The following is a 12,729-nucleotide window of genomic DNA, read 5'->3' as shown; positions in this document are numbered from 1 at the left end:
CCCCCCCCCCCCCCCCCCCCCCCCCCCCCCCCCCGCCAACACGCAGCCCTGCAGCTTCTGAAGTTGACGTTGAACTTGATCTTGCCTGAAGCCTGCCGCAGGCAAACACCCGCACACGCGCGAGTGCTAGGCTTCGCCGGTCCGAAGGGAGTTTCCATGTCAGGCCACAGCCAGTTCGCCCTGCTCCGCCAGCGCCGCTTCCTGCCGTTCTTCATCGTGCAGTCGCTCGGCGCGTTCAATGACAACGTGTACCGCCAGGCCATCATCGGCCTGCTGTTCTACCTCGGTGTCTCCGACGAAGAACGCACGCTGTATACCAACCTGGCACCGGCCATCTTCATCCTTCCGTATTTCCTGTTCTCCGCACTGGCCGGGCAGATCGCCGACAAGCTGGAGAAATCGCGGCTGATCGTGATCACCACCACCATGGAGATCGTGATCATGACGCTCGCCGCAGCCGGCTTCCTCACCCAGAACATGACGCTGCTGCTGATCGCGCTGTTCTGCACCGGACTGCAATCCACCCTGTTCGGCCCGGTGAAGTACTCGGTGCTGCCTTCGGTGCTCAGGCCGGAGGAACTGACCGGCGGCAACGGTTTGGTGGAGATGGGCACCTCGATGTCCATCCTGACCGGCATGATCGTCGGTGGCCTCATCTTCACCCTGGCCGGCAGCCAGGGGCCCATCGTCGCGGCCACCGCGGTGATCGTGCTGGCCGTGCTCGGCAATGTCTGCGCGCGGATGATCCCGAAGGTCGACGCCGGTGCGCCGGACCTGAAGATCAACTGGAATCCCCTGCCCGAATCGCTGGCCGTGCTGCGCATGGCGAAGAAACAGAAGGCGGTGCGCAACGCGATTCTGGGCGTGTCGTGGTTCTGGTTCGTCGGCACCATCCTGACTTCGCAGCTGCCGACCTACGCCATCACCAACCTGGGCGGCGAGCCCACGCTGTACATCTTCGCGCTGGCCCTGTTTTCCATCGGCACCGGCGTGGGTTCGCTGCTGTGCGAAAAGCTGTCCGGCCGCACGGTGGAAATCGGCCTGGTGCCGCTGGGTGCGTTCGGCATGACCGCCTTCCTGCTCGACCTGTATTTCGCCCGCGCTGGTGTTGCCACCGCGCAGGGGCTGTCGGTGACCGCCTTCGTGCAGCAGGCCGGCAGCCTGCGCATCATCTTCGACCTGCTCGGCATCGGCCTGTTCACCGGGTTCTTCGTGGTACCGCTGTTCGCCTTGATACAGAGTCGTACGCCGAAGTCGGAGATGTCGCGCGTGTTCGCCGCACTGAACATCCAGAACTCCGGCTTCATCGTGGCCGCCGCAGGGATCGGGCTGGCTGCGCACGCGGCCGGGGTGACCATCCCGCAGCTGTTCCTGGGCCTGGCCATCGCCAACGCCCTCGTGGCGATCTACATCTTCACCATCGTGCCCGAGTTCCTGATGCGCTTCCTCAGCTGGCTGATGGTGCGCACGCTGTACCGCCTGCGCCCGCACGGCATCGAAGCCAACGTGCCCGATGAGGGTGCCGCGCTGATCGTCTGCAACCACGTCAGTTACCTGGACGCGCTGATCCTGTCGGCCAGCATCCCTCGCCCGGTGCGCTTCGTCATGTACTACCGCATCTTCAACATCCCGGTGATGAGCTGGATCTTCCGCACCGCCAAGACCATCCCGATCGCCGGCGCCAAGGAAGACCGTGCCTTGATGCTGCGCGCCTTCGATGAAATCGACGCGGCGCTGGCCGAATGCGAGCTGGTGTGCATCTTCCCGGAGGGTGCACTGACCCGCGACGGGCAGATGGGCGCCTTCAAGAGCGGCGTGGAGAAGATCCTGGAACGGCGCCCGGTACCGGTGGTCCCGATGGCCCTGCGCGGCATGTGGAGCAGCATGTGGAGCCGGCGCGACAGCCGCCTGGGGCGCATGCGCGTGCCGCGCCGTTTCCGCGCCACCATCGAAGTAGTGGCCGCGCCGCCGGTGGAGGGCAGCACCGCCACCGCCGAGCTGCTGGAGGCACGGGTGCGCATCTTGCGCGGCGACCACGCCTGAGTTGGCGAGTCCGTCTGGGAAGCCTGTAAGCGTTTCCAGAATTCGTGCCGAAAACGGATACAGATGACGCATGTTGCTGTAGATTACCCAGCCACAGGGGGGCGCACCGGCACGCCACGCAATCGCCGGCCACCAAGGAATGGAGTCTCGTACTTGAATCACCCACCGCCAATCGGCACCTCGTCGGTCTACATCCCCAACCATCTGGTCTGGGCGATCCTGTCGACGTTGTTCTGCTGCCTGCCGCTGGGTGTGGTGTCGATCGTCTATGCCGCCCAGGTTGATGGCCGCCGCGCTGCCGGTGACCTGGTGGGTGCGCACGAGGCATCGCGCAAGGCGGGGTGGTGGGCAGTGGCTTCGGCTGCTGCGCTGCCGGTCCTGTTGCTGTTGTGGTTCGGGCTGTTCGGCGGCATTGCCGCGCTGGGCGCTCTCTCCGGTAACTGAGTCACCACCACCCACCCGCAAGGAGCTTATGCAATGAATGCCACCACCCCGCAGATCCCGAACCACCTCGTGTGGGCCATCCTGAGCACGCTGTTCTGCTGCCTGCCGCTGGGCATCGTGTCGATCGTCTTCGCCGCGCAGGTCAACGGCAAGGTCGCTGCCGGCGATATCGCCGGTGCCCGCGAGGCCTCGGACAAAGCCAAGAAGTTCGCCATGTGGGCGGCAATCGCCGGCGTCGTGGTCATGGTGCTGTACGCGATCTTCGTCGTTGCCCTTGGTGGCATGGGCGCGCTGAGCAACAGCGGCTACTGACTTGCCTGACGGGATCCGGCATAGCGCCGGGTCCCGTTTTTCCGCCATGTCCGTGCCTGCCCTCTCGCCTTCCCTGCAACGCTGGTTGCCCCTGGCAACCGTGGCCACCCTCGCGGTGGGCGCCACGCTGGTCCTGCACAACGTCGATCCCTACGCCGCGGGCAATCCGCTGCCGTCGTGCCCGTTGTATGCGCTGACCGGGCTCTACTGCCCCGGTTGCGGCAGCACCCGCTGCCTTTATTCCCTCGTGCATTTCGACCTGCCCGGCGCGTTGGCGATGAACCCGTTGCTGGTGCTCAGCCTTCCGTTGCTGCTGCTGATGCTGCTCAACGGCGCCGGCATCCGCCCGCGTCTGTTCGACCCGCTGATGCGCCTGCTGGCCAAGCCGATGTTCTGGTTGATCGTGCTGGTGGGCTATGCGGTGCTGCGCAACCTGCCGTGGGCACCGTTCACCGGGTTGGCACCGGGCTGATTCCCCCCGGTGGGTGACGACCGTTGGTCGTCACGCCTTTGCTGCGGCGCTACGTCACCCAGCCGGCGATCACCAGCAGCGCCAGTACCGCCAGCCACAGCAGCAGCATGCGCCAGACCAGGCTCATCGCATCACGCAGTTCGGGCAGGCGCTGCCATACCGGTAGCAGGCCGGCTTCGGTGTAGTCGTGTGCTTCTTCGCGCAGTTCGGCATTCACGCTGGCCCGCGCCACCGCACCGAGGAAACCGATATCGTGCCGCCAGCGCTCGCCATGGGCCTGTCGCCACGCTTTCCAGGCGGCATCGAAATTGCCCACCAGCGCCATCGACAACGCCATCAACTGGGCCACCGGCCACTCCAGCCAGCCCAGCACCCGCTGCGAAGCGAGCAATGTTTCCGGGGCCACCAGCGCGCGCATCGGACTGATCGACATCAGGGCCAGCAGGCGGTAACCCAGCGCACCGGCCGGCCCCAGCAGCAGGAACCAGAACAGTACGGCGAACCAGCGCCGCAGCGCGTTGTAGACGGTGGCATCGACCAGCGAGGGAAGGTCATCACGCAGGCTGCCTCCGGCCGCCTGCAGGGTGTGAAGGGCAGCGTGGCGCAGCGCCGGTTCGTCCGCATCGATGACCGCTTCGACATCGCGGTCCAGGTCACGCGGACCCCAGCACCACGCCAGCACGGCAATGCCCAGCAACAGCGATGGCAGGCCGAACAGCGTGCCGCGCAGCAACCACGCCAGCAGCCCGAGCAGCAGCACTGGCGGCAGCACCGCCAGTACGACGCCGAGTGGCCCCCGGGCGGACGGACCGGCGTGCAGGTCCAGCCATCCCAGCCACCGTCGGAAGCCATCGAATCGGCGCAGCGTTGCGGCAGCCGCTGGCGCAACATGGCCAAGGGCCAGGGCAACCAGCACGGCGACCAGCGTGGTGAACATCAGGCGCTCCCAGGCTGCTGCCGGTACCAGTGTTCGATCAGGCTGCGGGAGATGGAGATCGGCGGCGACAGGCGGATGCCTTCGCCGTCGTCGTGCACGTCGCGCGCGATCGCCGCGCCCACTTCTTCGGCGGTGAACCAGCGCGCGTCTTCCAGCTCACCGTCCACTTCCGGTTCGCCATCGTCGGCCTGGGCGCTGAAACCCACCATCAGGGCACCGGGGAACGGCCACGGCTGGGTGCCGAGGTACTGGCAGGCACGGACGCGTATCTTGCTCTCCTCGAACACTTCGCGCACCACGGTCTGCTCGAGCATTTCACCGGGTTCGACAAAGCCGGCCAGCACCGAATAACGCCGCGGTGCCCAGCTGGCCTGGCGACCCAGCAGCAGGCGCCCGCGGTTTTCCACCGCCACGATCACCGCCGGATCCACGCGCGGGTAATGTTCCACCGCGCACTGCTGGCAGCGGCCGACGAAACCGCCGCGTTCGAAGCGCACATCGCCGCCGCACACCCCGCAGAAACGGTTGCGCGAATGCCAATACGACATTCCCCGTGCATAGCTGAAGGCACTGGCATCGGCCACCGACCAGGACAGCGCCGCCTGGCGCAGGTCCATGCGTCCGGGTGCGGCCACATCAACCACGGAGGCTTCGACGGAGAACCACGCCTGGTCGCCGCGCAGGCCGAGGAACACCGCGGTGCCGGGGCCTCCACCGATATCGGCGCCGGTCAACGGAAATGGCTGGTCATCGGCGCCGGTGAACGCGGTGCCATCGCGGTCCAACACCAGCAGGCGGGCATCCGGCCACAGACGCGCAAGGGCATCGGCGTCGGCACGCAGGGCGTCGGCGCGCTCGAGCGGCTCACCAACGAAGGAAAAACCGGACAGCGGCGAAAGAGGGGTAGACATGCGGCAAGCCTGCCCGGATGGACGGTTGCTGGCAAGCCTCGGCAGCACGCGAAGTGCTGCCGCAAGCCGTTTACATGCTGAAACTGCTGCCGCAGCCGCAGGTCGTCTTGGCGTTCGGATTGCGGATCACGAACTGCGCACCGGTCAGGCTCTCGGTGTAATCCACCTCAGCGCCCATCAGGTACTGCAGGCTCAGCGGATCCACCAGCAGGGTGACCCCGCTGGTCTGCACGGCCAGATCGTCCTCGGCGCGGTTCTCGTCGAATTCGAAGCCGTACTGGAAGCCCGAACAGCCACCGCCCTCGATGTAGACGCGCAGCGCCAGTTCGGCATTGCCTTCATCCTGGATCAGCTCGCGCACCTTCGCCGCAGCGGACTCGGTGAAGTTCAACGGGCGGTCAAGGGACTGGTAGCCCGGCGCCGCTTCGGCGGTACCGGGTAGTGAAATCAGCGTGCTCATGCGGTCAGCATGGGGCCGCCCGCGCCGGCTTTCAAGCCATGGCCTCGGCCAGCTTGCGGCGCGCAGCGGTATCACCCTTGCCGGTGCCCGTCGCGTCGGCAGCGCCTTCAGGCGGCGGAAGCGCGGCCATCGGCGCACTGGCGTGGATCAGTCGGCCATTCAGCTGCGCCCCGGCGGCCATCTCCACCACCTGGTAGTGGACATTGCCGTTCACCCGCGCGCTCGGGGTCAGCTCAACCCGCTCGCTGGCGTGCACGTCGCCGTCCATGCGGCCGCTGATGACCACCACCTGGGCGCGGATCTCGCCTTCCACCACGCCATTGTCGGCCAGGGTGATGTTGGCGTTGCTTGCACCTTCCTGGGCAATGACCTTGCCGTGGATGCGGCCTTCGACGTACAGCCCACCACTGAATTCGACGTCGCCGCGGATCACCACCTGGCTGCCGATCAACGCATCGACCACCAGCTGTCCGTCGCGGCTGGACTTGCTGCTTCCAAACATCTGCCTACTCCCCGTTCGCGGCCGGTGCCCCGGCCTGTTTCCAGTCAAATACCTGCGTGGAACCCCCCGTCCCACTTCCCAGTGTCACCTTAACCCGTTGCGGGGTGAAGTCCGCCGGCAGGATCACGCTGCCGCCCAGCTGCTGGAAGTACCGGAAAGAATACTCCTGCCCCGGAACGTTGCTGCGCTGGTGCAGCTCATCCCAGCTGACCGTGGCCAGCCGGCCATTCTTCACCCCTTCCACGGTGAAGCGCATCTGCCCTTGGCTGATGGCGCCGCGGTTGAGGTTCTGGGTCAGCACCACGCTGTACTGCCAGGTCCCCGCCGTTTCAGGGCGGAACTCAATGGAATGGGTGTTGAGGCCCTTGCGCTGGCTGGTGGCACCGACCAGCCGTTCATAGAACGCGACATCGGCACGCAGACCGGCGATTTCCTCATCACGTTCGGCCAGCGAGGCCTGCACCTCATTGTTGGCTGCCCGGCTGATGCGGTCGGAGGCCTCCAGCGTGGCCTGCTTCTGGCGCAGTTCGACCAGCTGCTGCTGCAGGCTTTCGGCACGCTGCTGCGCGCCTTCCAGGGTATCGCCCAGTTCACCGCCCGGACGACCCAGCCAGTAGCCGAGCAGGCCGGCCAGCAGGAGGGCGATGAGGGCGCCGGCAGCCAGCACCCAGAGACGACGACGGTCATGCGGCCCGGCGGCCTGGCCGGGCATGCGGATCTGGACGCGCGAAGGCGGACGGTTGTTCATGGCAGGTCTCCGGAGCATCGGTCAGTGCGATGCAGGCTCGGCCTCGGCGGATCAGTCGGGCCATTGTAGTTCACGACGCAGGTGACACTGGCTGCCGTCCATGACCGCAGCTGTGGCGTTCAGCCTCTCCATCGCCGATAGTGCAGGCTTCGAACGTGCCGTTCGTGCTGGCCGGCTACCCGCGGCAGGCACTTCCACGTCGCTGACCGGAGCCTTCGCCATGACCGACGCCCACCTGTTCGTGATCGGCATCCTGCTGGCCTGGCTGGCCGGCATCCGCGTCTACCTCACCGTGTTCGGCGTGGGCTTGGCCGGGCTGCTGGGCTGGGTCGACCTGCCACCGGCCCTGCAGGCCACCGAATCGTGGTGGGTGCTGGGCACCTCGGCGGTACTGGCCGTCGCTGAATTCTTCGCCGACAAGATCCCCGGCGTGGATTCGGCATGGGACCTGCTGCAGACCCTGGCCCGCGTGCCGGCCGGCGCCTTCCTCGCCGCCGCGACATTGTCGCCCGATGGGGACCTCGGCACCGGCACGCTGCTGGCCGGTGCGGGCGTCGCGCTGGCCAGCCATGGGTTGAAATCAGGCACCCGCGCACTGCTCAATACCTCGCCTGAACCGGCCAGCAACTGGGTCGCCTCGGCGGCCGAAGATACCGTGGTGGTCGGCGGCCTTGCGCTGGCGCTGGCCCATCCGTGGCTTGCGCTGGGCGTGGTGCTGGCCTGCAGCCTGGCCGGCGCGTTGACGGTCTGGCTGGTCTGGCGCGCACTCTGGAAAGGCGTGCGCTGGCTGGCCGGTAGCGATCGCGACGCGCCCCGCACCGGGCCTGCCGCATAATCCCCTTACTCCCCCTACTCCCCTGCCGGCGAATCCGTGAACGATACCCACCCGCCACGCAACGCGCGTGCAGAAACTCCGCCCGCCGATCATTGGCAGCGTTGGGCCAGCGCGCCCTCGCAGACGCCGTCCAGCGCTGCGACGACGACTGCGGCAGACGACAATGTCATCGCGCTGCCCGGTGCGACACCGCCCCCGCTGCACACCGCCGCTGATGCACAAGACGATCTACCGACCGGTTTCATCCCCAGCGACGCGCCCTATCGCATCCTGGTGGTGGAAGACGACCGGGCGCAGGCCCTGTTCGCGCAGAGCGTGCTGCACGGCGCCGGCATGGAGGCGATCGTGGTGGGCGATGCGGAGAGCGTGCAGCCGGCCCTCAAGGAACATGCGCCGGACCTGATCCTCATGGACCTGCATCTGCCGGGACTGGATGGCATGCGGCTCACTGCGATGATCCGCCAGTTGCCCGGCCTGCAGATGTTGCCGATCGTCTTCCTCAGCGGTGATCCCGATCCGGAACGCCAGTTCGAAGTCCTCGACAGCGGCGCCGATGATTACCTGAGCAAGCCGATCCGCCCGCGCCACCTGATCGCGGCGGTCTCCAACCGCATCCGTCGCGCACGTGCGCAGGCGGCGGCGCAGAGCGGTGACCGTGGCGGCCCGCTGCTCAACAATCCGGAAACCGGGCTGCCAACCCGCCACCACCTGCTGCAGCAGCTGTCTGCCGCGCTCGGCCACCGCGACTGCGGCGGTCTGTTCTTCATCGAAATCGCCAGCGCGCTGGGCCTGCGCGAGCGCTATGGCTATGCCGCCTTCGAGCGCCTGATGGTGCAGGCTGGACAACGGCTGGCCGAAGCCGCACAGCCGCACCTGCTGGCACGCCTGAACGACAACAGTTTCCTTGCCCTGGCACGCGGCGTGGACGAAGAGCAGCTGGACGCCACCGCGCAGTCGCTGCGCGAACAGTTGTCCAGCCGTGCCTTCGTGATCCGCGACGATGAATCGGTGCACCTGCGCGGGGTGATCGGTTTCGCGGCGCTGTCGCCGGGCTTCCCGGACGTCGGCAGCGCGCTGGAGGCGATCGAGCGCACCACGCTGCAGGCACGCCTGCTGACCGCCGGTGTAGCCGGGTTCGTACCGCACGAAGAAACCAGCAGCGATGAACACCTGGCGATGCTGGACGGCCAGCTGGAACTGGCTTACCAGCCGATCGTCGCCGTGGCCGGCGGCGGCAACGCGCAGTACCAGGTGCTGCTGCGGCTGCGCCAGGCCGATGGCAGCGTGCTGACCGCCGGTCAGGTCATACCTGCGGCCGAGGCGGCTGGCCGCATCGCCGACCTCGACCAGCAGGTGATCGACCATGCGCTGGGCCTGCTCGACCATTACCGCCATGCCACGCCACCGCTGCACCTGTTCGTATCGCAGTCGCTGCGCACGCTGGCACGCGATGCGTTCGCCGACTGGTTGATCGAATCGCTGCAGCAGCGGCAACTGGACGGCAGTGCACTGGTGGTCGACGTGCGCCTGCCCGATGCGCTGATCCACACCGTCACCCTGCAGCAGTTCTGCACGCGGGTCGGTGCCTTGGGCGTGCGCTTCTGCCTGAGTCAGTTCGAACCCGGGCCGGAGGCCAATGCCCTGCTGACCCAGCTGCCGCTGTCGTTCGTGCGCATGGCAGGACGTTTCTCCAGCAGCCACGCCAACCCGCAGACGCGCGACGAAATGCGCGCTGCGATCGACGTGGCGCACCGCGCCAACCTGCTGATCATCGGCCAGCAGATCGAAGATCCCCAAGCCGCGGCCGCGATGTGGGTAGGCGGCGTGGACTTCATCCAGGGCAACATGGTGCAGTCGGCCGGCAGCGACCTGGATTTCGATTTCCTCAACGCGGTGCTCTGACCCGGTGACCCACGGACGGGGCCGATGGATCTACCGGGCCGGGCTGGCAGCGGCGGCCATCAGCGTGGGCTGCCTGCTGGCCGTGGCACTGCGCTGGAACGGCCCCTGGCCGTGGCTGGGGCTGGTAGCGGCCTGCGTGGCGCTGCTGCTGTGGCCGCTGCGGGCGCAGCAGCACCGCGCGCACGGGGCAGCCCCGGCCGAGGCCGAGCAGCGCCTGCGCCAACTGCAGCAGGAACTGGAGCGCCTGCAACGGCTGCATGAACAGCAGGGACAGCTGGAGCAGCAGCTGCTGCTGGCCAAGCAGGCCGCCGAAGCAGCGGTACTGGCCAAGGGCGAGTTCCTGGCCACCATGAGCCATGAAATCCGCACGCCGCTCAACGGCATCATCCCGATGCTCGACCTGATCGGGCGCGGCAGCCTGGAACCGGAGCAGCGGCAGATGCTCGGCACCGCGGTCACCAGCTCGCAACAGCTGCTGCGCATCGTCGATGACATCCTCGATCACTCGCGGTTGGAAGCCAATGCACTGGTGTTGGAGACCACCACCTTCAACCTGCGCGAACTGCTGGAAGGCGTGGTGCAGCTGATGCAGCGTGCGGCCGAGGCCAAGGGCCTGCGCATCGTGCTGGAGCTGGACCCTGCCGTGCGCTTGTCGGTTCGCGGCGATCCGGTGCGGCTGCGCCAGGTACTCGGCAACCTGCTGGCCAACGCGATCAAGTTCACCGCCCGCGGCCAGGTCACGCTGAAGGTGCGCCGGCTGGGGGAGACCGCGTTCCGGCACGAGCTGCGTCTGGAGGTCGTCGACACCGGCATCGGCATCGACCAGGAACAGCAGTCGCGCCTGTTCCAGTCCTTCAGCCAGGCCGACGCGTCCACCACGCGCATGTACGGCGGTACCGGCCTGGGGCTGGCGATCTGCCGCCGCATCATCGAGCTGATGCAGGGCCAGATCGGCGTGCATTCCGCGCCCGGCCAAGGCGCCACGTTCTGGTTCGAGATCCCGCTGTTGAAGGCGCTGGGAGACACCCGCAGCGGGCACGGCCCGGAACTGGGCAACCTGCTGCTGCTCAGCTGCGACCCCCTGCTGCAGCAGCGCGTGCAGCGCGTCGGCGCGCAGCATGGCCTGCAGGTGCAGGCCGTGCAGACGCTGGCGCTGGCACTGGAGGCCGTCCGCGCGAGGACCCGTGCACTGGCCTGGCTGGTGGTCGATGGACGCCTGCTGCGCAACGGCGATGCGTCCGTGCAGCGGGCGCTCGCCGAACGCGGTACCGAAGCACCCCAGGTGCTGTGGCTGCACCTGGGCAACGCACCCGCACGCAACGGCCAGCACTGGGTGGACGAACTGCAGGCCGACGCGGCACTGCACGCGGTACTGGTGCCGGCTGCAACGCGCTCGGCGCGGCCTGCGGCGCTGCTTGGCGATGCAACGCTGGCTCCCTCCACTGCGGGCACGCCCGACCGCCTGGACCTGCGGGTGCTGCTGGTGGAAGACAACATGGTCAACCTGATGGTGGCCGAGCGCGTGCTGGAGGTGATGGGCTGCACGGTGCGCACCGCGCACGATGGCCAACAGGCGCTGGGCGAACTGCACGCAGGGGGTATCGACGTGGTGCTGATGGACTGCCAGATGCCGGTGCTGGATGGCTACGCCGCCACCCGCCAATGGCGCGCGCAGGAAGCAACATCCACCCGCCCCCGGATGCCGATCATCGCCATGACCGCCAATGCCATGGCCGGTGACCGTGAGCGCTGCCTGCAGGCGGGCATGGATGACTATCTGTCCAAACCGGTTGAACTTTCGGCGTTGCGAAGCATGCTGAAGCGCTGGACCCTGGGCGCGCAGGACATCGGCAGCACCGAAGCGCGACACCCGTTGGTCGCAGCGGACGAGGATGCGGAGTCGTCGCAGGCCGCACTGGACCCGACCGTGCTGGATGAACTGTACGAGGTGATCGGGTCGAGCACGCAGGCGATCATCGACGCGTTCCTGCATGACACACCGATCGCGGTGCAGCAGCTGCAGGCGGCGGCGCAGGAAGACGATCAGGAAAAGCTGCGCGCGCTGGCGCACAGCCTGAAGTCATCCAGTGCGAATGTCGGCGCGATGGCCCTGTCTTCTGCTGCGCGGCGCATCGAACTTGAGGCGCGCAACGGCACGCTGCAGATGCCGGTAGTCGCCGCCGCGCGCGTGGTCGCCGAGTTCGCGCGTGCACGCATGGCACTGGCAGGCTGGCAGCGGCGGTAGTGCCGACCGTAGTGCCGACCTTGGTCGGCACCGCTGCCCCCGCTCAGTCTTCCAGCTTGCTGAGCAGGTATTTCGGCTCGCCAAGGCGACCGATCAGCTCCAGCTGGGTTTCCAGCCAGTCAATGTGCTCTTCTTCGGAATCCAGGATCTTGGTGAACAGCTGGCGGCTTACGTAGTCACCAACCGAATCGGCGTGGGCCACCGCTTCGCGCAGCACCTCGACCGCCTCGCTTTCCAGGGCGAGATCGCACTGCAGGATCTCCGACGGATTTTCGCCGATGCGCAGCTTGCCCAGCGCCTGGAAGTTCGGCAGTCCTTCGAGGAACAGGATGCGATCAGACAGCATGTCGGCATGCTTCATCTCTTCGATCGATTCCTTGTACTCGTGCTCGGCGAGTTCCTTGATGCCCCAGTTCTTCAGCATCTTGGCGTGCAGGAAGTACTGGTTGATCGCAGTCAGTTCGTTGTACAGCACCTTGTTGAGGTACTGGATGACTTTGGCGTCGCCTTTCATGGGGGTGCTCCTGCACGCTGAAAACGCAGGCACTGTATCGGCTTTGCGCCGGCGATGAAGGAACGCGAATCGTGCTCAGTTGCGCGTCGCCGCGCAGGCGCGCGCGGTCAGGCGGCCTGCAGGCTGCCGAGAACCGGCAGGGGCAGACCGTGCGTGTTGCGTGCCTTGGCCAGCAGGTCGCCGGCCATGTCCAGGCAGGACCCGCAGGTAGCACCGCAACCGGTCCGCATCGTCAGTTCGGCCACCGTCATGCAGCCATCCACCGCAGCTTCGCGGATCTGGTGGTCGGTGACTCCGTTGCAGATGCAGACGTACACGATGGCGGCCGGGGTTGGCAGGCCGATGCTGGCCTGCCGATATTCCACTTCAAACGCGAATGGTTGTCAATTGACAAGCTGAATCAT

Annotated in this window: 14 protein-coding genes; 7 read left to right on the top strand and 7 right to left on the bottom strand. The window is 67.0% G+C overall.

The window, feature by feature from the left end:
• Positions 1–156: 156 nt before the first annotated feature.
• The 4 genes from H9654_RS16060 (at position 157) to H9654_RS16045 (ending at position 3,271) form a co-directional block, all read left to right on the top strand.
• Positions 157–2,043, top strand: coding sequence for an MFS transporter (locus H9654_RS16060; RefSeq protein WP_191771761.1), 1,887 nt, complete (start codon positions 157–159; stop codon positions 2,041–2,043).
• 153 nt (positions 2,044–2,196) lie between these two features.
• On the top strand, positions 2,197–2,487 hold the full coding sequence (locus tag H9654_RS16055) for a CD225/dispanin family protein (protein ID WP_042614298.1): 291 nt from the start codon (positions 2,197–2,199) through the stop codon (positions 2,485–2,487).
• Positions 2,488–2,520: 33 nt separating this feature from the next.
• Positions 2,521–2,799, top strand: a complete 279-nt coding sequence (locus H9654_RS16050) for a CD225/dispanin family protein (RefSeq protein WP_101099327.1) — start codon at positions 2,521–2,523, stop codon at positions 2,797–2,799.
• Positions 2,800–2,845: 46 nt separating this feature from the next.
• On the top strand, positions 2,846–3,271 hold the full coding sequence (locus tag H9654_RS16045) for a DUF2752 domain-containing protein (RefSeq protein ID WP_191771760.1): 426 nt from the start codon (positions 2,846–2,848) through the stop codon (positions 3,269–3,271).
• Positions 3,272–3,320: 49 nt separating this feature from the next.
• Here the strand turns inward: H9654_RS16045 and ampE are convergent, their stop codons facing one another.
• The 5 genes from ampE to H9654_RS16020 all read right to left on the bottom strand — a co-directional run bounded on the left by ampE (position 3,321) and on the right by H9654_RS16020 (position 6,829).
• Positions 3,321–4,208 carry a regulatory signaling modulator protein AmpE gene (gene ampE / locus H9654_RS16040; RefSeq protein WP_191771759.1) on the bottom strand — a complete coding sequence of 296 codons (888 nt, stop codon included), beginning with the start codon at positions 4,206–4,208 and terminating at the stop codon, positions 3,321–3,323.
• Positions 4,208–5,119, bottom strand: coding sequence for an NAD(+) diphosphatase (gene nudC / locus H9654_RS16035; RefSeq protein ID WP_191771758.1), 912 nt, complete (start codon positions 5,117–5,119; stop codon positions 4,208–4,210). Before nudC ends, ampE begins: the two co-directional genes overlap by 1 nt.
• 70 nt (positions 5,120–5,189) lie before the next feature.
• The gene (gene erpA, locus H9654_RS16030; RefSeq protein WP_042614293.1) at positions 5,190–5,579 is read right to left on the bottom strand and encodes an iron-sulfur cluster insertion protein ErpA; all 390 of its coding nucleotides are present in this window, start codon (positions 5,577–5,579) and stop codon (positions 5,190–5,192) included.
• Between the two features lie 31 nt (positions 5,580–5,610).
• Positions 5,611–6,081 carry a bactofilin family protein gene (locus H9654_RS16025; RefSeq protein WP_191771757.1) on the bottom strand — a complete coding sequence of 157 codons (471 nt, stop codon included), beginning with the start codon at positions 6,079–6,081 and terminating at the stop codon, positions 5,611–5,613.
• 4 nt (positions 6,082–6,085) lie between these two features.
• A complete protein-coding gene (locus tag H9654_RS16020) occupies positions 6,086–6,829 on the bottom strand; it encodes a DUF6776 family protein (RefSeq protein WP_191771756.1) in 744 nt (247 codons plus the stop codon).
• A gap of 220 nt (positions 6,830–7,049) precedes the next feature.
• Here H9654_RS16020 and H9654_RS16015 point away from each other — a divergent pair, with 220 nt between their 5' ends.
• From H9654_RS16015 to H9654_RS16005, 3 genes are all read left to right on the top strand, one after another.
• The gene (locus tag H9654_RS16015) at positions 7,050–7,664 is read left to right on the top strand and encodes a DUF4126 domain-containing protein (protein ID WP_191771755.1); all 615 of its coding nucleotides are present in this window, start codon (positions 7,050–7,052) and stop codon (positions 7,662–7,664) included.
• A 36-nt stretch (positions 7,665–7,700) separates the two neighbouring features.
• On the top strand, positions 7,701–9,566 hold the full coding sequence (locus H9654_RS16010) for an EAL domain-containing protein (protein ID WP_191771754.1): 1,866 nt from the start codon (positions 7,701–7,703) through the stop codon (positions 9,564–9,566).
• Between the two features lie 64 nt (positions 9,567–9,630).
• Positions 9,631–11,811 (top strand): ATP-binding protein, encoded by a 2,181-nt coding sequence (locus H9654_RS16005; protein ID WP_318241151.1) that lies wholly within the window; start codon positions 9,631–9,633, stop codon positions 11,809–11,811.
• Positions 11,812–11,854: 43 nt separating this feature from the next.
• Here the strand turns inward: H9654_RS16005 and bfr are convergent, their stop codons facing one another.
• The gene (gene bfr / locus H9654_RS16000) at positions 11,855–12,325 is read right to left on the bottom strand and encodes a bacterioferritin (protein ID WP_042614289.1); all 471 of its coding nucleotides are present in this window, start codon (positions 12,323–12,325) and stop codon (positions 11,855–11,857) included.
• Positions 12,326–12,432: 107 nt separating this feature from the next.
• A complete protein-coding gene (locus tag H9654_RS15995; RefSeq protein ID WP_191771762.1) occupies positions 12,433–12,642 on the bottom strand; it encodes a (2Fe-2S)-binding protein in 210 nt (69 codons plus the stop codon).
• Between the last annotated feature and the right edge of the window lie 87 nt (positions 12,643–12,729).

This window comes from Stenotrophomonas lacuserhaii, from assembly GCF_014836545.1.
GTDB classification, from domain to species: domain Bacteria; phylum Pseudomonadota; class Gammaproteobacteria; order Xanthomonadales; family Xanthomonadaceae; genus Stenotrophomonas; species Stenotrophomonas lacuserhaii.
The sequence above is the reverse complement of the archived record's forward strand: the minus strand, read 5'-3'. Positions and strand labels throughout refer to the sequence as shown.

Coding starts and splice junctions, on each gene's coding strand:
- H9654_RS16020 (WP_191771756.1), bottom strand. CDS start 6,829: ATGAACAACCGTCCGCCTTCGCGCGTCCAGATCCGCATGCCCGGCCAG.
- H9654_RS16025 (WP_191771757.1), bottom strand. CDS start 6,081: ATGTTTGGAAGCAGCAAGTCCAGCCGCGACGGACAGCTGGTGGTCGAT.
- H9654_RS16015 (WP_191771755.1), top strand. CDS start 7,050: ATGACCGACGCCCACCTGTTCGTGATCGGCATCCTGCTGGCCTGGCTG.
- H9654_RS16060 (WP_191771761.1), top strand. CDS start 157: ATGTCAGGCCACAGCCAGTTCGCCCTGCTCCGCCAGCGCCGCTTCCTG.
- bfr (WP_042614289.1), bottom strand. CDS start 12,325: ATGAAAGGCGACGCCAAAGTCATCCAGTACCTCAACAAGGTGCTGTAC.
- erpA (WP_042614293.1), bottom strand. CDS start 5,579: ATGAGCACGCTGATTTCACTACCCGGTACCGCCGAAGCGGCGCCGGGC.
- ampE (WP_191771759.1), bottom strand. CDS start 4,208: ATGTTCACCACGCTGGTCGCCGTGCTGGTTGCCCTGGCCCTTGGCCAT.
- H9654_RS16050 (WP_101099327.1), top strand. CDS start 2,521: ATGAATGCCACCACCCCGCAGATCCCGAACCACCTCGTGTGGGCCATC.
- H9654_RS16045 (WP_191771760.1), top strand. CDS start 2,846: ATGTCCGTGCCTGCCCTCTCGCCTTCCCTGCAACGCTGGTTGCCCCTG.
- nudC (WP_191771758.1), bottom strand. CDS start 5,119: ATGTCTACCCCTCTTTCGCCGCTGTCCGGTTTTTCCTTCGTTGGTGAG.